This is a genomic window from Kocuria salina (assembly GCF_013368965.1).
Classification (GTDB): Bacteria; Actinomycetota; Actinomycetes; order Actinomycetales; family Micrococcaceae; genus Kocuria; species Kocuria rosea.
In genome coordinates this window covers 176068-192177 of record NZ_SSSF01000006.1, presented here as the reverse complement: position 1 = coordinate 192177, position 16110 = coordinate 176068, and the positions used below count along the sequence as shown (strand labels likewise).

General features: G+C 75.6%; 18 protein-coding genes. 12 read left to right on the top strand and 6 right to left on the bottom strand.

Annotation, left to right across the window (positions count from 1 at the left end; translation table 11 throughout):
- Window positions 1-58 precede the first annotated feature (58 nt).
- Both E7Z53_RS13280 and E7Z53_RS13275 read right to left on the bottom strand, forming a co-directional pair.
- A complete protein-coding gene (locus tag E7Z53_RS13280) occupies window positions 59-526 on the bottom strand; it encodes a pyridoxamine 5'-phosphate oxidase family protein (protein WP_017832125.1) in 468 nt (155 codons plus the stop codon).
- Window positions 527-608: 82 nt separating this feature from the next.
- On the bottom strand, window positions 609-1817 hold the full coding sequence (locus E7Z53_RS13275) for a globin domain-containing protein (protein WP_176337946.1): 1209 nt from the start codon (window positions 1815-1817) through the stop codon (window positions 609-611).
- A 170-nt stretch (window positions 1818-1987) separates the two neighbouring features.
- Between E7Z53_RS13275 and moaC the strand changes: the two genes are divergently transcribed.
- From moaC to E7Z53_RS13235, 8 genes are all read left to right on the top strand, one after another.
- Window positions 1988-2485, top strand: coding sequence for a cyclic pyranopterin monophosphate synthase MoaC (gene moaC / locus E7Z53_RS13270; protein WP_017832123.1), 498 nt, complete (start codon window positions 1988-1990; stop codon window positions 2483-2485).
- A complete protein-coding gene (locus E7Z53_RS13265; protein ID WP_035925874.1) occupies window positions 2482-3021 on the top strand; it encodes a MogA/MoaB family molybdenum cofactor biosynthesis protein in 540 nt (179 codons plus the stop codon). The genes moaC and E7Z53_RS13265 overlap by 4 nt, the downstream gene beginning before the upstream one ends.
- Window positions 3018-3470, top strand: coding sequence for a molybdenum cofactor biosynthesis protein MoaE (locus E7Z53_RS13260; protein ID WP_035925876.1), 453 nt, complete (start codon window positions 3018-3020; stop codon window positions 3468-3470). The genes E7Z53_RS13265 and E7Z53_RS13260 overlap by 4 nt, the downstream gene beginning before the upstream one ends.
- Before the next feature lie 5 nt (window positions 3471-3475).
- Complete coding sequence (moeB, locus tag E7Z53_RS13255; RefSeq protein WP_095651030.1) at window positions 3476-4648, top strand: molybdopterin-synthase adenylyltransferase MoeB; 1173 nt, start codon at window positions 3476-3478, stop codon at window positions 4646-4648.
- 118 nt (window positions 4649-4766) lie between these two features.
- On the top strand, window positions 4767-5828 hold the full coding sequence (locus E7Z53_RS13250) for an acyl-CoA dehydrogenase (protein ID WP_176337945.1): 1062 nt from the start codon (window positions 4767-4769) through the stop codon (window positions 5826-5828).
- Window positions 5825-7183: a PIG-L family deacetylase gene (locus E7Z53_RS13245; protein ID WP_369597988.1), complete on the top strand. Its 1359-nt coding sequence runs from the start codon at window positions 5825-5827 to the stop codon at window positions 7181-7183. The genes E7Z53_RS13250 and E7Z53_RS13245 overlap by 4 nt, the downstream gene beginning before the upstream one ends.
- Window positions 7177-7890, top strand: coding sequence for a glycosyltransferase (locus E7Z53_RS13240; RefSeq protein ID WP_176337943.1), 714 nt, complete (start codon window positions 7177-7179; stop codon window positions 7888-7890). The genes E7Z53_RS13245 and E7Z53_RS13240 overlap by 7 nt, the downstream gene beginning before the upstream one ends.
- A gap of 106 nt (window positions 7891-7996) precedes the next feature.
- Window positions 7997-8455 carry an SRPBCC family protein gene (locus E7Z53_RS13235; RefSeq protein ID WP_017832116.1) on the top strand — a complete coding sequence of 153 codons (459 nt, stop codon included), beginning with the start codon at window positions 7997-7999 and terminating at the stop codon, window positions 8453-8455.
- A 68-nt stretch (window positions 8456-8523) separates the two neighbouring features.
- Here the strand turns inward: E7Z53_RS13235 and E7Z53_RS13230 are convergent, their stop codons facing one another.
- A complete protein-coding gene (locus tag E7Z53_RS13230) occupies window positions 8524-8943 on the bottom strand; it encodes a VOC family protein (protein WP_035925887.1) in 420 nt (139 codons plus the stop codon).
- Between the two features lie 173 nt (window positions 8944-9116).
- Here E7Z53_RS13230 and E7Z53_RS13225 point away from each other — a divergent pair, with 173 nt between their 5' ends.
- Entirely contained in the window at window positions 9117-10046 is a 930-nt protein-coding gene (locus E7Z53_RS13225; RefSeq protein WP_017832114.1) for an NADP-dependent oxidoreductase, read from the top strand.
- 24 nt (window positions 10047-10070) lie between these two features.
- On the opposite strand, the gene E7Z53_RS13220 is transcribed toward E7Z53_RS13225, so the two are convergent.
- A complete protein-coding gene (locus tag E7Z53_RS13220; protein ID WP_241482847.1) occupies window positions 10071-10742 on the bottom strand; it encodes a hypothetical protein in 672 nt (223 codons plus the stop codon).
- Window positions 10743-10915: 173 nt separating this feature from the next.
- Between E7Z53_RS13220 and E7Z53_RS13215 the strand changes: the two genes are divergently transcribed.
- Window positions 10916-11725, top strand: coding sequence for an SDR family oxidoreductase (locus E7Z53_RS13215; RefSeq protein ID WP_109222255.1), 810 nt, complete (start codon window positions 10916-10918; stop codon window positions 11723-11725).
- A gap of 67 nt (window positions 11726-11792) precedes the next feature.
- Here E7Z53_RS13215 and E7Z53_RS13210 read toward each other — a convergent pair whose 3' ends face one another.
- On the bottom strand, window positions 11793-12527 hold the full coding sequence (locus tag E7Z53_RS13210) for a GAF and ANTAR domain-containing protein (protein ID WP_017832111.1): 735 nt from the start codon (window positions 12525-12527) through the stop codon (window positions 11793-11795).
- A 225-nt stretch (window positions 12528-12752) separates the two neighbouring features.
- Between E7Z53_RS13210 and E7Z53_RS13205 the strand changes: the two genes are divergently transcribed.
- Window positions 12753-14036, top strand: coding sequence for a glycosyltransferase 87 family protein (locus E7Z53_RS13205; RefSeq protein WP_176337942.1), 1284 nt, complete (start codon window positions 12753-12755; stop codon window positions 14034-14036).
- Window positions 14029-15243 carry an MFS transporter gene (locus tag E7Z53_RS13200; RefSeq protein WP_017832109.1) on the top strand — a complete coding sequence of 405 codons (1215 nt, stop codon included), beginning with the start codon at window positions 14029-14031 and terminating at the stop codon, window positions 15241-15243. Before E7Z53_RS13205 ends, E7Z53_RS13200 begins: the two co-directional genes overlap by 8 nt.
- A 25-nt stretch (window positions 15244-15268) precedes the next feature.
- Here E7Z53_RS13200 and E7Z53_RS13195 read toward each other — a convergent pair whose 3' ends face one another.
- Window positions 15269-16021 carry a PIG-L deacetylase family protein gene (locus E7Z53_RS13195; protein WP_017832108.1) on the bottom strand — a complete coding sequence of 251 codons (753 nt, stop codon included), beginning with the start codon at window positions 16019-16021 and terminating at the stop codon, window positions 15269-15271.
- Window positions 16022-16110: the final 89 nt, after the last annotated feature.

Here is a 16110-nt window from a genome sequence, read left to right as displayed (position 1 = left end):
GCCGGCGGTCAGCTCGGGAGCGGGGCGGCCCGGCGGAGGAGCACGTCCCGGCGCAGGCTCACTCGTCGGGGGAGCGCCGCACCCCCGACAGCGGGGTGCGCCACACCTCCGGGTCCGCGACCGGGAACCGGCGGCCGGTCACGAGGGACGGCACGACCCGGACGAAGATGCCCTTGCGCCCCGCCTGCCACGGGAACAGCGGGAGGTCGAGGGTGTCCGTGAGCTCCTGGACCTGCTGGATGCGCTCGGCGCGGCCCTTGACCACCACGCTCCACGCCTTCCCGGCGGGCTCGTCGTACCCGTCGATCTCCACCGCCACGGGGACGTCGGTGAGGGCCCCGGCGACCTTCGTCCCCTCGGCCGAGCGGAAGACGAGGGTCCCGTGGTCCACCACGAAGTTGATCGGGAAGATGTCCGGGTGGTCCTCCACCCACACGGCGAGGCGGCCGACGCCCGCGTCCCGGAGCAGGTCCCAGCAGCTGTTGACCGCCAGCTCCTCCACGTGGTTGCCGTGCGTGTCCGTCATCGTGTCCTCCGTCGTCGTCGTCCGGCCCTCGGGCCGTGTCCTGGTCCTGCCCCGGTCGTTCTCCCGGGGCCTGCACGGCCGGTCACTCGAAGTCGGCGAGCCAGAGGTCCGGGCCGAACACCTCGTACTGGATGTCCCGGGGCGGGACTCCGCGGGAGACGAGCGCGCTGCGCACGGCCTGCATGAAGGGGAGCGGCCCGCACAGGTAGTACTGCGCGTCGTGCGGCAGCTCCACGGCGCGCAGGTCCATGAACCCCTCGTACTCGTTCTCGGCGCGCTCGCCGGCCGCCCGCGGCTGCTCGAACCAGGCCTTCAGGGAGCCGTCCTCCAGGGCGGCGAGGTCCTCCTCGATCTGCCCGCGCAGCGCGAACGTCTCCGGGGAGGCGTCCGCGTGCAGGAACTGCACGGTGCGCTGGGAGCCGTCCTTCACCAGGTGCGAGAGCATGCCCGCCATCGGCGTGACGCCGATGCCCGCGCTGGCCAGCACCAGCGGCCGGTCCGAGTACTCCAGGACCACGTCGCCGGAGGGCACCGAGAGCACCACCTCGTCCCCCACCTGCACCGTCTCGTGCAGGAGGGTGGACATCTCGCCGGCCGGCGTGCCGTTGCCGCGCACCCGCTTCACCGCGAAGCGCCGGTGCTGTCCGTCGTCGGCGCGGGTCAGGCTGTACTGCCGGGGCTGCAGCACGCCGTCGGGCATCTCCATCCTGAGGGTCACGTACTGGCCGGGCAGGGACCGCTTCACCTCCCGCTCGTCGACGCGCTCCACCACGAAGGTCGTGACGTCCTCGGTCTCCGGGATCTTCTCGACCACCCGCCAGGTCCGCCAGACGGTCTCGGGGGAGAGCCGGACCGCCTCGTAGAGGCCGCGCTCCTGGTTGATGAGCACGTTGGCCATCAGCCAGTAGACCTCGTCCCAGGCCGCGGCGACCTCCGGGGTCACGGCGTCGCCCAGGACGTCCACGATGGCCCACATGAGGTTGTCGTGCACGATCTGGTACTGGTCCGGGTGCAGCCCCAGGGACACGTGCTTGTGCGCGATGCGGGACAGCAGGTGGTCCGGGAGCTCGGTCGGCTTGTTCACCAGGTAGCCGGCGAAGGCGGCCACGGACCCGGCCAGCGCCTGCTGCTGCCGGCCGTCCGCCTGGTTGCCGCGGTTGAACAGCCCGTCCAGGAGCTCGGGGTGCTCGCCGAACATGTGCGCGTAGAAGCGCCGGGCGATCTCCTGGATGTTGTCCCCGACCACGGGCAGCGTGGCCTTGACGACGGGGTACGAGGTGTCTGACAGCACGGTGGCTCCTTCCGAGTGCCGGCGGCGTCGACGGCGCTCTGGTCGCGTTCCGTCAAGCTAGCACCGCGCCCCGGCACGGGACCAGACATGACGCGGCGGTGCGCGGCACGGGGGTGGGCCAGAATGGGAGGGACGCACCATACGGGAGAGCCGAAGGGGACCGAACCGACATGACCGAGCAGCAGCAGAGCCTCACGCACGTCCGGGCGGACGGGTCCGCGCACATGGTGGACGTCTCCGACAAGGCCGTGACCACCCGCGAGGCCACCGCGACGGCCACGCTGCGCACCCGCCCCGACGTCGTCGAGCAGGTCTTCGCCGCGGACCTCCCCAAGGGGGACGCCCTGCCGGTGGCCCGGGTGGCCGGCATCATGGCGGCCAAGCGGACCCCGGAGCTCGTCCCGCTGTGCCACCCGCTGCCGATCAGCAAGGTGACCGTGGACTTCGAGCGGCTGGCGGACGGCGTGCGGATCACCGCGACGGTGCGCACGCGCGGGGTGACCGGCGTGGAGATGGAGGCGCTGACCGCGGCCTCGGTGGCCGCCCTGACCCTCTACGACATGATCAAGGCCGTGGACAAGCTGGCCGAGATCGACCGGGTCAGGGTGCTCGCGAAGTCCGGCGGCAAGTCCGGGGACTGGGCGCGGACCGACGGGGACGCCGCATGAGGAGCGCCGCCGTCATCGTCGCCTCCACCCGCGCCGCCGCCGGGGTCTACCAGGACCGGAGCGGGCGGATCGCCGCCGACTGGTTCGGCTCCCACGGCTTCGAGGTCGAAGGTCCGTTCGTGGTGGCCGACGGCGAGGACGTGCGCGCCGAGCTGGAGCGGCTGCTCGTGACCCGGGCCCCCGCGGACCGCCCCCGGGTGGTCGTCACCAGCGGCGGGACCGGCCTCGGCCCGGACGACCTCACCCCCGAGATGACCCGGCCCTTCCTCGACCGCGAGCTGCCCGGCATCATGGAGGCACTGTGGGCGGAGGGCCGGAGGACCACCCCCCTGGCGGTGCTCAGCCGCGGGCACGCCGGGGTCAGCGGCGCCACCTTCGTGGTCAACCTCCCCGGCTCCACCGGCGGGGTCTGGGACGGGCTGAAGGTCCTCGAGCCGATCCTCGACCACGTCTGCGACCAGCTCGAGGGCCACCGCGACCGCGGGCACGACGGCCCCCGCCACGACCCCCGACCGCACGAGGAGACCGACCGATGAGCACACCCGGACCGATCCAGGCGGAGACCGCCGTGGTCGGCGCCTTCGTCACCGAGGAGCCCCTGGACCACGCCCGGGCCGTCGAGGCCGTGCAGGACGAGCGCACCGGCGCCGTGGTCTCCTTCAGCGGTGTCATCCGCGACCACGACGGCGGCCGCCCCGTCACCAGCCTCGACTACACCTGCCACCCCGGCGCGGACCGGGCCGTCCAGGACGTGGCCCGCCGGGTCGCCGAGGAGTTCCCCGGGGTGCGGATCTGGGCCGCCCACCGGGTCGGCCACCTGCGCGTGGGGGACTCCGCCCTGGAGGCCGCCGTGGCCGCCGCCCACCGCAAGCTCGCCTTCGCCGCCTGCGACGCGCTCGTGGACCGGATCAAGACCGAGGTGCCCATCTGGAAGGAGCAGCGGTTCGCGGACGGCTCCACCGAGTGGGTCGGACTGGACGCCTGAGCGCCGTGGACCTCTCCCCGCTCGTCGAGCCAGCCGCGGAGCTCACCGACGCCGAGCTGCGCCGCTACGCCCGCCACCTGACCGTCCCCGAGATCGGCGAGGAGGGCCAGCGGCGGCTCAAGAACGCCCGGGTGCTGTGCGTGGGCGCGGGCGGCCTCGGCTCCCCGGCCCTGCTCTACCTCGCCGCCGCGGGCGTCGGGACCCTCGGTGTCGTCGACGACGACGACGTGGACGCCTCCAACCTGCAGCGCCAGGTGATCCACGGCGAGGGGACCCTCGGGGCGCCCAAGACCGCCTCGGCCGCCGCGCGGATCGCCGACCTCAACCCGCTGGTGCGCGTCGTGGAGCACCGCGAGCGGCTCACCGCGGAGAGTGCGGAGGAGGTCCTCGCCGGGTACGACCTCGTCCTGGACGGCACGGACAACTTCGAGACCCGCTACCTCGTCTCCGACGCGTGCGAGCTGGCCGGTGTCCCGCACGTGTGGGGCTCGATCCTGCGCTTCGACGGCCAGTACTCGGTGTTCTGGGGCGCGCACGGGCCCACCTACCGCGACCTCTACCCCGTGCCCCCGGCGCCGGGCACGGTGCCCAGCTGCGCCGAGGCCGGGGTGCTCGGCGTGCTGCCGGGACTGCTGGGCACCGCCATGGCGGTCGAGGCCGTCAAGCTGGTCACCGGGATCGGCACCACGATGCTCGGCCGGGTCGCCACCTACGACGCCCTCTCGGCGCGCTGGTGGGAGATCCCGCTGGTGCCCACGCCGGGCCGCGCGCCCGTGACCACCCTGGCGTCGGCCGGCGACAGCGCCCCCGCCCGCCCGGCGCCCGGCCCGCAGCCGGGAGGCGTCCCCACCGTGACGGCCCCCGAGCTCGCGGAGCTGCTGGCGGCACGGGAGCGCGGCGCCGCGGACTTCGAGCTCGTCGACGTCCGGGAGCCCTACGAGGCCCGGCTCGCGGCGATCCCCGGGGCACGGCTGCTCCCGCTGGACCAGTTCGAGTCCGGGGAGGCCCTCGCCCGGATCGCCCCGGGCCGCCGGGTGCTGCTGCACTGCAAGGCCGGGGCGCGCTCCGAACGGGCCCTGCACCTCCTGCGCGCCGCGGGCCGCACCGACGTCGCGCACCTCGAGGGCGGGGTGCTGGCGTGGATCGAGCAGGTGGACCCGTCCCAGCAGGCCTACTGACCCGGTCCGCCGAGGCCCGCTCGCGGGTCCTCGCCGGAGCGCTGCGGAGGGGCGCGAGCGGGCCCGGCGGGCAGGACGTAGGCTGATCGTCTCCCTGCCGCCGACCGATGGACACCGCATGCCCCCGCCGCACCCCCGACCCGCCGCCGGCCCCGGACGCGCCGAGGAGGCCGCGGCGGCCCTGCGCGCCGGCACCCCGGGCGCCCTGGACCGGGCCCTGGGCGTGGCCCGGGCGCTCGGCGAGGAGCTCCCCCTGCCCGGCGCCGGCCGCACCGGACAGCTGTGGCGGCGGCTCGCCGAGCTCGCCCGGCTCGACCTGTCCCTCGCCCGCGTGGTCGAGCCGCACCTGGACGCCCTCGCGATCCTGCACCAGGCGGGACTCGAGGAGCTCGCCGGTCCGCCCGCCGCCTGGGGCGTCTGGGCCGCCGAGGCCCCCGGTCACGAGCTCGTGGCCCGCCACGGGACCGGCGGGTGGGAGCTCACGGGCACCAAGGCGTGGTGCTCGCTCGCCGCGCACCTCGACCGGGCCGTGGTCACCGCGAGCACCGGCGGAGGCCGCCGCCGGGCCTTCGCCGTGGACCTCGCCCACCCCGGGGTCGTCCCCGGGAGCACCGAGGACTGGCGGCCGGCCGGGCTGCGGGACGTGCCGACCGGCGCCGTGCGGTGCACGGCGGTGCCGGCCGTGCCGGTCGGCGAGGACGGGTGGTACCTGGAGCGCCCCGGCTTCGCCTGGGGCGGGATCGGCGTGGCCGCGTGCTGGTACGGCGGCGCGGCCGGGGTGGCCGACGTCCTGTGGGGAGACGCCGTGCGGCGCTGGGCCCCGGACGTGCGGCCGCTGGACCAGGTGGGCCACGCGGCGCTCGGCGTTGTCGACACCCTCCTGCACTCCGCCCGCACGGCCCTGCGCTCGGCGGCGGAGCAGGTCGACGCCGGCCGGGCCGGCGGGGAGCGCGGCGCGGTCCTGGCCCTGCGCACCCGCCGCGTCGTCGCCCGGACGGCGGAGGCCGTGACCGCGGAGGTCTCGGCCGCCACCGGGCCGGGCCCGCTCACCGGCGCGCCCGAGCACGTCCGCCGGGTGAGCGCCCTGCAGGTGTACGTCCGGCAGGAGCACGCGCAGCGGGACGCCGCGGCACTGGGCCGGGCCCTGCTCGAGGGCGCGGCGGGGGACCGCCCGTGGTGACGTTCGACCACCGGGACCCCGGCACCCCCGAGGCGGTGTGGGCGCGGGCGCCGCGCCTGCACGCCGCGCGCCCGCTCGAGCTCGACGGGATCGACCGCCTCGTGGTCCTCGCCGCCCACCCGGACGACGAGAGCCTCGGCGCGGGCGGCCTGATCTCCCTCGCGGCCCGGGCAGGCGCCCGGGTGCGGGTGGTCGTGGCGACCCTGGGCGAGCAGTCGCACCCGCGCTCGCCGACCCGGACCCCCGCCGACCTCGCCCGGGTGCGCCGGGCCGAGGCCGCCGCCGCCACGGACCGGCTCGCCGACGGCGTGGTCCCCGAGCTCCTGGGGCTGCCCGACGGGGCCCTGGCATCGGCGGGGGAGGCGCTGCGCGCCCCCGTGGCCGAGGCCGCGGCGTGGGCCGCCGCGGGGCGGCGTGGCGTGCTGGCCGCCCCGTGGGGCGACGACGGGCACGTCGACCACGAGGTGCTGGGCCGGGCCGCCCGGGCGGCCGCCTCCGTCCACGGCGTCGAGTGTCTCGAGTACCCCGTCTGGCTGTGGCACTGGGGCGGGCCCGAGGACCTGCCCCCGCACGGGATCCGGGTCCTCGCCCTGGACGCCCCCGCGTGCGCGGCCAAGGAGCAGGCCCTGGCCGCGCACGCCTCGCAGGTCCTGCCGCTGTCCCCGGCCCCGGGCGACGAGGCCCTCCTGGGCCCCCACGTGCTGGCCCGGTTCCGCCGCCCGGCCGAGCACTTCTTCGTGCTCCCGCCCGCAGGGCAGGCCCCGGACGCCGCCGCCGTGTTCGACGACGTCCACCGCGGCGCCGAGGACCCCTGGGACGTCGACTCATCCTGGTACGAGCGGCGCAAGCGCGCCGTGACCCTCGCCGCGCTGCCGCGCCCCCGGTACCGCCGGGTCCTGGAGGCGGGGTGCTCCCTCGGCGCCCTCACCGCCGAGCTCGCGGACCGGGCGGAGTCCGTGCTGGCCGTGGACGCGAGCGGGGTGGCGGTCGAGCGCGCCCAGCAGCGGCTGGCGGAGCTCCCCGGCGTGCAGGTGGAGCAGCGCAGGCTGCCCGGGCAGTGGCCGCCCGGGCGGTTCGACCTCGTGGTGGTCTCCGAGACCGGCTACTTCCTCGACGCCGCGCAGCTGGGCGGGCTCCTCGACCGCGTGGCCGGGTCCCTCGAGCCGGACGGCCACCTCCTGCTGTGCCACTGGCGCCACCCGATCGAGGGCTGGCCCCTCGACGGGGCCGACGTGCACGCCGCCGTGCACGCGGACGCCCGCTTCGGGCCCCTGCTGCGCCACACGGAGCGCGACTTCCTGCTGGAGGTCTTCGAGCCCGTGGGGCCGCGGACCGCCGGCGCGGGCACGTGCTGACCGGGGTGGAGCGGGTGGTCGTGGTGGTGCCGGTCCGGAACGAGGAGCGGCTGCTCGGCCGGTGCCTGGCCACGGTGCAGCACGCCGCCGCCCGGGCGCGGGCGGCCCGGCCCCCGGTGCAGGTGGACGTCGTCGTGGCCCTGGACCGCTGCACCGACGGCAGCGCCCGGATCGCGGCGGCGGCGGGGGTGGACGTCGTCGCCGGGTCCTGGGGCACCGCGGGGGCGGCCCGGGCCGCCGCGGTGGCCGCCGCGGGAGCCGCCGGGGCGCGCACCTGGATCGTGTCGACCGACGCCGACAGCGCGGTGCCCGCGCACTGGCTCACCGGCCACCTGGACGCCGCCGGGCGCGGGGCGGAGCTGCTCCTGGGCACCGTGGAGCCCGACCCCGGGGACCTGGCCGCGGGTCTCCTGGCGCGCTGGCACGCCCGGCACCGGCTGGAGGAGGGGCACCCCCACGTGCACGCGGCGAACCTGGGCGTGCGCGCCGACGTGTACGCCGCGTGCGGGGGCTTCCCGGCCCTGCCGCACGGCGAGGACGTCGGGCTGGCGGAGGCGGCGCGGGCGCGCGGGCACCGGGTGCTCGCCACGGACCGGGTGCGGGTGCTGACCTCGGGCCGGAGCACCGGCCGGGTCGACCGGGGCTTCGCCGGCTATCTGCGGGCGCTGGCGGGGGAGCCGCAGAGCCTCGGCGCGGGGCAGGGCTGAGCGCACGGGCCGGACCCGGCTACGCGGGGAGCGGACAGCCCTGGCCAGGGACCGGCCCCGTCTGCCTACGGTGGGGCCGTACCGTTGCCGACGAGAGGAACCACCCGTGTCCGAGAACAGCCTGTCCGCCAGCCGCGTCATCGACGCCCCCGCCGACGCCATCTTCGACGTCCTCAGCCTGCCCTCGCGCCACCGGCAGATCGACGGCTCCGGCACGGTCGTCTCCGGCGACGACCAGCGCATCCAGAAGGTCGGCCAGGTGTTCGTGATGAACATGAACGGCGAGCACATGGGCGGCGACTACGTCATGGAGAACACCGTCTCCGGCTACGACGAGAACAAGCTCCTCGCCTGGAAGCCCAAGCCGCAGGGCGCCGAGCTGGAGGGCTGGGAGTGGATCTGGGAGCTCGAGCCCCAGGGCCCCGGCGCCACGCTGGTCACCGAGACCTACTCGTGGGAGCACGCGACCCCGGAGGCCAAGAAGGCCGTGTCCTTCCCGCTCTTCGAGGAGGGCGCCCTGGAGCACTCCCTCGAGCGGCTCGCGGCGGCCGTCTCCGAGAAGTGAGCACCTGAGCCGCCGAGACGGGACGGAGCCCGGTCACCCGTGGTGACCGGGCTCCGCCGTGCCCGCGGTCACCGCCGGCGGGCGGCGCGGACGGAGGCCGCCGCGGGATCGACCCACAGGATCTCCCACTGGTGGCCGTCGGGGTCCCGGAAGCAGCGCGAGCGCAGGAAGCCGTAGTCCTGGGCGTCGCCCTCGGTCCCGCCGGCGCGGACGGCGCGGTCGACGATGACGTCGATCTCGTCCGGGGAGTCGACGCTGAGCGCGTTGACCACGGAGGCGTCGGCCGGGGTGCCGGGGGTCCCGGGCCCCACCAGGCGCAGGTGGCGGTCCTCGCTCAGGACCATGACGTGCTCGTCCTCGCGGATCTCGACGGTCCCGGCGCCGGTGCCCTCGAACGCGGGGTGCAGCCGCCAGCCGAGACAGGAGTAGAACCGTTTCGATCGCTCCAGGTCCGAGACGGGAAGGGTGATGAAGTCTGTCGGTGCCATGGTGCTCCCCTTCGTGGTGCGGCGGGACCCGCCCTCAGCATGGCCCCGGACCGGCGGGGCCGCAACGGTGTGACGGGATCCTCGCCCGCATGTCAGGACGGCATCGGAACGGCATCGGAACGGCATCGGTGCGGAGCCGGAATGGGTGCGGGCGCCCCGGGGTTGGAACGGGCATGCGAGTCATCGGAGTCGAGACGTTCGGAGGGCCCGAGGTCCTCGCCGTCCACGAGGTGCCGGACCCCCACCCCGGCCCCGGAGAGGTGCGGATCCGGGTCAGGGCGGCCGCCGTCAGCCCCACGGACACCCTGCTGCGCGCGGGCGGTCAGCCCGTGGAGCACCTGCGGCCGCCGTACGTGCCGGGGATGGACGCGGCCGGGGTCGTCGACGAGGTGGGGGAGGGCAGCGCCTGGCGGGTGGGGGACGCGGTCATGGCCATCGCCCTGCCGCGCGGGGAGCACGGGGGCGCCTACGCGGAGCTCCTGGTCGCCCCCGACGACTCGATCGCCCGCCTCCCGGCGGACACGGACTTCGCCACGGCCGCCACGCTGCCCATGAACGGGCTCACGGCCCTGCAGGTCCTCGAGGTGCTGGACCTCCAGCCCGAGCAGACCCTGGCCGTCACCGGGGCCGCCGGGACCCTCGGCAACTACGTGGTGGAGCTCGCCAAGCACGAGGGCCTCACCGTGATCGCGGACGCCGCGGAGCAGGATCTGGAGCTCGTCGACAGTCTCGGCGCCGACCACGTGGTGGCGCGCGGGGACGACGTCGCCGAGCGGATCCGGGAGTTCTTCCCCGACGGGGTCGACGCCCTCGTGGACGCCGCCGTGCTGAGCGAGAAGGCGGCCCCTGCCGTCCGGGACGGCGGAGGGTTCGCGACCGTGCGGCACTGGACGGGGGACCCGGGCCGGGGGATCACCGTGCACCGGATCAGCGTGCCCCAGGAGTACCACTCGGGCGCGAAGCTGGACCGGCTGCGCCGGTACGTGGAGGAGGGGGTGCTCTCCCTGCGCGTGGCCGCCGTCCTGCCCGCCGCGGACGCCGCCGAGGCGCACCGCCGGCTCGAGGCCGGGGGCGTGCGGGGGCGGCTCGTCCTCGAGTTCTGACCCGCCCCGGTCCCGGAAGCGGTCCTAGAAGTGCGAGCGGTACTGGTGGTCGATGCCGGCCTGGTCCACCTTCCGGTGGAAGCGCATCCCGGCCAGGCCGCCGAGGACCGCCGCGAGCAGCGGGATCAGGACGGCGACCACCAGGGCGATGATGCCGCCCGTGGTCAGGGCGCCCTCGCCGATGGGGATGCGGGGGAAGCTGTTGAGCTCGCGCAGCACGTTGAACTGCTCGCCCGCCACCGCGCCCAGGACCGCCAGGACGATCGCGATGAGGACCGCCCACACCCACACGGCCACCCCCTGCTTCGCTCCGTCGAACCGGGCCATCCGCCCGGCCACGTAGCCCCCGGCGAAGTAGGCGACGAAGAGGACCAGGGCCAGGGCGATGCCGCTGACGAGGCCCACGGTGCCGGCGTCCTGCGCCACCTGCTCCGCGATCTCGCCCGGGTCCGAGCTGGTCGCCACCCCCACGCCCGCGCCGATCGCACCGAGCAGGGCGGTGAGCAGCACGGCGATGCCCGTGGCGGTCATCCAGCCGAAGAACGCGGAGCCGAACTTCACGCCCCCGAACTCCCGCTTCTCCGCGGCGACCACCTCCTGCCGCCGCCCCCGCGGGGTGGAGGCGCCCGGCCGGTCCTTTCCGCGCTCCCGGGGATCCTCCGGGACGGTCGATCCTGACGGGTCCTGGTGTGCCATGACGCTCTCCTCGTCTCCGACCATCAGCTTGCTCAAGAGCTTCCTCTCCTCGGTCGCGGTCCGCAACGGCTCCGGCCGGGGGGTGTGCGCCGCGTCACCGCCGGGAATAGGCTGGTGCCCCCGGGCCGTCCCGCACGGCGGTCCGCGCTCTGCACGGAGGGAAGGCGACGACTATGGAGCACGCTCCCGACTTCGAGCCCCGCACGGCCGTGGTGACCGGCTCCGACTCCGGCATCGGGCGTGCGACCGCCGTGGCGCTCGCGGCGGCCGGCATGGACGTGGGGATCACCTGGCACCGGGACGAGGAGGGTGCCGAGCGGACGGCGGAGGAGGTCCGGTCCTACGACCGCCGGGCCGTGGTGGCGCGGCTGGACACCACGGAGCTGGAGCGCTGCGGCGCCGTCGTCGATGGCCTCGTGCAGCGGCTGGGCGGCCTGGACGTGTTCGTGCACAACTCGGGCACGGGGGCGAACGTCCCGTTCCTGGAGACGTCCCTGGGCACGTGGCGCAAGGTGCTCGCCACCGATCTCGACGGCGCGTTCGTGTGCCTCCAGGCGGCGGCGCGGCATCTGGTGGCCGCCGGACGGGGCGGGCGGCTGATCGCCGTCACGAGCGTCCACGAGCACGTGCCCCGGGTCGGCTCGAGCGCCTACGACGCCGCCAAGCACGGCCTCGGCGGACTCGTGAAGACCATCGCGCTCGAGCTGGGGGAGCACGGGATCACCGCGAACTCGGTGGCCCCGGGGGAGATCGCCACCCCCATGACGGGGCAGGAGGACGAGAACCCGCGGGCCGCCCACCGTCCCGGCGTGCCGCTGGGCCGGCCCGGGGACGCCCGCGAGGTCGCCGCGGTCATCGCGTTCCTCGCGTCCCCGGCCTCCGCCTACGTCACCGGGGCGTCCTGGGTCGTCGACGGCGGCATGGTGCAGATGGGACCGCAGGCGGGCTCGCACCTGACGAGCGACGAGTGGCGGAAGGGGTAGCCGCTCCCGCGCCGCACGCGGCCACGGTCCCTCCGCGGGAGCGGAGCGGAGCCCGCCGGAGGTGTGCTCAGCGGTCGAAGTGGGTGGTGGCCGGGCCCTGTCCGACGGTGGCGACCAGCTCCGCGGCCAGGTCGCGCAGCTTGACGTTGCGGTGGCTGGAGGCGGACCGGAGGATGTCGAAGGCCTGCTCCTGGGTGCAGCGGTTCTGGCCCATGACGATGCCCACGGCGAGATCGATGGTGGTGCGCGAGGCCATGGCCGCCTTCAGGTCCGCCTCGGCGTCCCGGTGCTTCTCCATCCGCACGGCCAGGCGCAGCGCGCTGGAGGCGGAGGCCACCTCGCGCTGGATGACCTCGATCGTCGCCCGGTCGAACTTGTGCGGACGGTCGGCGTAGACGTCCAGGGCCGCCGAGGCCTCGCCGGCGAGGTCCAGGGGCACCCCCAGGGCGGAGAGGATGCCGTGGGCGGCGGCGGCCCGGCCGTACTCGGGCCACCGGGGATCGGAACGGGTGTCCGGGACGTGGACCAGCCGGTTCTCGCGGGACGCCGTGAGGCACGGCCCGTCGCCGTAGTGGTACTGGATCTCGTCCAGGGCCTCGGCCGCGGGGCTCGAGGAGGCCACGGTGGAGGACCGCTTCGGCCGGAGCAGGGTGACCGCGCACCACACCTCGTCCCCGTCGGTGGACAGGGCCTGGGCGATGCGGCCCGAGAGGGCGTCGAGGAAGGACGCGATGTCCTCGCTCTCGAGCAGCAGCTCGTGCGGGGACGCCCCCGCCGGGCCGCCCGTCTGGTGCTCCGTCATGGTTCTCCTCCGGTGCTCGCGGCAGGCACGCGGTCCCGGTGCCCGGGGTCCGTGCCGTCGCGGTGTCTCCGACGTGTCAGGGTCCATCATGCCGTGTTCCCGGGCGGTCGGTCCTGGCCCCGGGCCGACCGGGACGGGAGACGGGGCCGGGCGGGCTTAGAGTGGGGGCCGCAACCTCCGCCTGCGTCCGCTCCGGCACGCACCGACCCGAGAACTGAGGCCCTGGTGAGCGTTCCGTCCGCCGCCGTCGCGTCCCGCACCGGACGCTCGACGGCGCTGACCGGCCTGGTGTGGCTGCTGCTGGCGGGCGTGCTGGTGCGGTCCGTGTGGCTGGTCCTCGACAGCAGCATCGACCTGGACGTCTACCGGCTCGGCGGGATGGCCTTGGTGGACCGGCACGGCTTCGACGACGAGCTCTACGGCCCCGGGCTCAGCCCGGACGGCGACGGCGGGCTGCCGTTCACCTACCCCCCGTTCGCGGCGCTGCTGTTCGTGCCGCTCGCCTTCCTCCCCGAACGGCTCACCGAGCTCGCCCTGGGTCTCGCCTCGATGGGCGTCGCCGCGGTCCTCTCGGCCGTGCTCCTGCGCCGGGCGGCCGCCCGCGGCCGGCCGCTGCCCCTGCAGGCCCTGCTGGGCCCCGCCACCGCCGTGGCCGCCGGCACCGCCGTGCTGCTGTGGTCGGGGCCGTGGATGCGCAACGTGGGTCTCGGGCAGATCAACGCGCTGCTCATGGCCCTGGTGCTCTACGACCTGCTGCGCACCCGCGACGACACCCTGCTGGGCCGGATCCCGCGCGGGTTCTGGATCGGCCTGGCCGCCGGCATCAAGCTGACCCCCCTCGCGTTCGGGCTGGTGTTCCTCGTGCGCGGACAGCTGCGGCCGATCCTCACGATGGGCCTCACCTTCGCCGCGACCGTGCTGATCGGGTTCCTGGCGCTGCCGCGGGACGCGGTCGTGTTCTGGACCGAGGCCGTGCTCAGCGACGAGCGCGTCGGCGACACCGCGTACGTCGACAACACCTCGCTGCAGGGGGTGCTCCTCCACCTCGGCGTCCCCGGGGGGCCGGAGCCCCTGCTGCGCGGGGTCCTGCTCCTCGCCGCGGTCGTGGGCGTCGCCCTGCTGATCCGGGTCCTCGCCGCCCGGGGGATGATCCTCTCCGTGGTGGCGGTCAACGCCCTCCTCATGCTCTACCTGTCCCCGGTCACCTGGTCCCACCACCACGTGTGGTGGGGGCTCGTGTGCACGGCGCTGTGGGTCGAGGCGTGGCCGGCGTTCCTCCGGGACGGTCCGCGCCGGCTCGCCCTGGTGCTGGGCGGGGTCGCGCTGGTGGGCCTGTACGTCGGGCCGATCCGCTGGGACGCGTGGCTGAGGCCGGTGGGGGTCCCCGGGCCGGCGATCGACGTCGTGGCCGCGCTGCCCTATCTCGCCCTGTTCCTGCTCCTGGGCCTGTGGGTGGTCACCGGGCTGCGGGCCGGGGCCCGGGAGAACCGCGGGGCCGGTCGTGGCTGAGCCCGGCGGCTGGACCGGCTACGACCGCGGCAGCCGGGGCTACCGCCGGGTGCTGCTGGCGCTGCTGTGCGCCGGCGTGGCGACGTTCGCCCAGCTCTACTCCGTGCAGGGCGTGCTGCCCCTCCTGGCCGCGGACCTCGGGATCGACGCCGCGCGGGCCTCCCTGGGCGTCTCCGCCGCGACCTTCGGCCTCGCCGTGGGCGTCCTGCCGTGGTCCGTGGTCTCCGACCGGTGGGGCCGGCTGCGGACCATGGTCATGGCGGTCGTCTCCGCCACGGTCCTGGGGCTCGTCATGCCCCTGGCGCCGAGCTTCGAGGCCGTGGTGGCGCTGCGCTTCGCGGAGGGCATCGCCCTGGGCGGGATCCCCGCCGTGGCCATGGCCTACCTCGCGGAGGAGCTCGACCGCCGGCACGCCGCCGTGGCCGCCGGCACCTACGTGGCGGGCACCAGCCTGGGCGGCCTTGCCGGGCGCATCATCGCCGCACCCGTGGGCGACGCGTTCGGCTGGCGGACCGGCACGATCACCGTGAGCGTGCTCGCCGCGCTCGCCGCCGTGGTCTTCGTCCTCATCGCCCCGCGCCAGCGCGGGTTCGTGCGCCAGACCGTCCGGCTCACCGGGCCGGCCGGGCTGCTCGGGCGGCTGGGGGCGAATCTGGCGGACCGCGGTCTGCTGGTGCTCTACCTGCAGGGCTTTCTGCTCATGGGCGGGTTCGTGGCGATCTACAACTACCTGGGCTTCCACCTCGGCGAGGAGCCGTTCGGGGTGTCCCAGACCGTGGTGAGCCTCCTGTTCCTCGCCTACCTCTCGGGCACCTGGTCCTCCGGGACGGCCGGCCGGATCGCGGCGGCCCACGGGCGCCGGGTGGTCCTCGCGAGCAGCGGGACCGTGATGCTCGCCGGGCTGCTGGCCACGCTGGTCCCGTCGATCCCCGTGATCGTCGTGGGGCTGCTGCTGTTCACCGCGGGCTTCTTCGCCGCGCACGCCGTGGCGTCCGGGTGGGTCCCGGTGCGCTCCCGCACCGGCAAGGCGCAGGCCTCGTCCCTCTACACGCTCTTCTACTACGCGGGCTCGTCCGTGCTGGGCACGGCCGGCGGGGTCTTCTACACGGTCACCGGCTGGGCCGGGGCCGTCGGCTTCGTGGCGGCCCTCGTGGTCCTCGCCGTGCTGCTGGTGCTCCTGGTCCTCCGGGAGCCCGAGCCGGCCTGAGCGCTCCGCGCCGGCGGAGCCGGGCTCAGTCCTCCGTGCCGCCCCACCGCAGGGGGAGCACCTCGAAGGAGCTCGCGAGCGGCACCCCGAGCCGCTCGCCCACGGCGGCGGCGTTGCCCCGCAGGAAGGCGTCCGGGTCGAAGTCGGTCCAGCCCAGGCCCTCGAGGTAGGCGCCGTGCGCGCGCAGGGACTCCACGCCGGCGTCGAAGGTCTCCGTGACGTCCGCCGCGTGCCGGGAGTCGGGCGAGGCCGCCGCCCATACCGCCAGCACGTCGGGCCACGGCTGCAGGCCCGCCTCGACCTGCTCCGGGAAGACCCACCGGTTGCCGGCGTCCCGCACGGCGTCCAGGGTGGCCCGGCCCGTGGCGATGTGGTCGGCCTGGTTCAGGTTGGTGGCGCCGTCCCAGGTGTCGCGGAAGTTGTTGGTGATGACCACGTCCGGGCGGTGCCGGCGGACCACCTCCGCGATCCGGCGCCGCAGCGCCACCCCGTACTCGAGCACCCCGTCCGGCAGGTGCAGGAACTCCACCTGCTCCACGCCCACGACCCGGCAGGACTCCCGCTGCTCCGCCTCCCGCAGCGGACCGCACTGCTGCGGCTCGAGGCCGTCGATGCCGGCCTCGCCGCTGGTGACGAGGCAGTACACCACGTCCTTGCCCTGTCCGGTCCAGCGGGCCACGGCCGCGGCGGCGCCGAACTCCATGTCGTCCGGGTGCGCCACCACCACCAGGGCGCGCTGCCAGTTCTCGTCGACGTGCGTGAGCGGGGTCTCGGTCATGGTCCCCATCATGGCCCCGCCGCCGGGGACCGGCAACGGCGGCTCGCCCGGCGTCGACGGTCCGGCAGGCCGCCCCGGCCCCCGGGCGA

What these genes read in the sequence shown, in the direction of transcription:
- E7Z53_RS13225 (WP_017832114.1), top strand. Translation starts at nt 9,117, where the DNA reads ATGCGAGTCATCGGAGTCGAGACGTTCGGAGGGCCCGAGGTCCTCGCC.
- E7Z53_RS13260 (WP_035925876.1), top strand. Translation starts at nt 3,018, where the DNA reads ATGAGCACACCCGGACCGATCCAGGCGGAGACCGCCGTGGTCGGCGCC.
- E7Z53_RS13230 (WP_035925887.1), bottom strand. Translation starts at nt 8,943, where the DNA reads ATGGCACCGACAGACTTCATCACCCTTCCCGTCTCGGACCTGGAGCGA.
- E7Z53_RS13220 (WP_241482847.1), bottom strand. Translation starts at nt 10,742, where the DNA reads ATGGCACACCAGGACCCGTCAGGATCGACCGTCCCGGAGGATCCCCGG.
- E7Z53_RS13215 (WP_109222255.1), top strand. Translation starts at nt 10,916, where the DNA reads ATGGAGCACGCTCCCGACTTCGAGCCCCGCACGGCCGTGGTGACCGGC.
- E7Z53_RS13210 (WP_017832111.1), bottom strand. Translation starts at nt 12,527, where the DNA reads ATGACGGAGCACCAGACGGGCGGCCCGGCGGGGGCGTCCCCGCACGAG.
- moaC (WP_017832123.1), top strand. Translation starts at nt 1,988, where the DNA reads ATGACCGAGCAGCAGCAGAGCCTCACGCACGTCCGGGCGGACGGGTCC.
- E7Z53_RS13195 (WP_017832108.1), bottom strand. Translation starts at nt 16,021, where the DNA reads ATGACCGAGACCCCGCTCACGCACGTCGACGAGAACTGGCAGCGCGCC.
- E7Z53_RS13265 (WP_035925874.1), top strand. Translation starts at nt 2,482, where the DNA reads ATGAGGAGCGCCGCCGTCATCGTCGCCTCCACCCGCGCCGCCGCCGGG.
- E7Z53_RS13250 (WP_176337945.1), top strand. Translation starts at nt 4,767, where the DNA reads ATGCCCCCGCCGCACCCCCGACCCGCCGCCGGCCCCGGACGCGCCGAG.
- E7Z53_RS13280 (WP_017832125.1), bottom strand. Translation starts at nt 526, where the DNA reads ATGACGGACACGCACGGCAACCACGTGGAGGAGCTGGCGGTCAACAGC.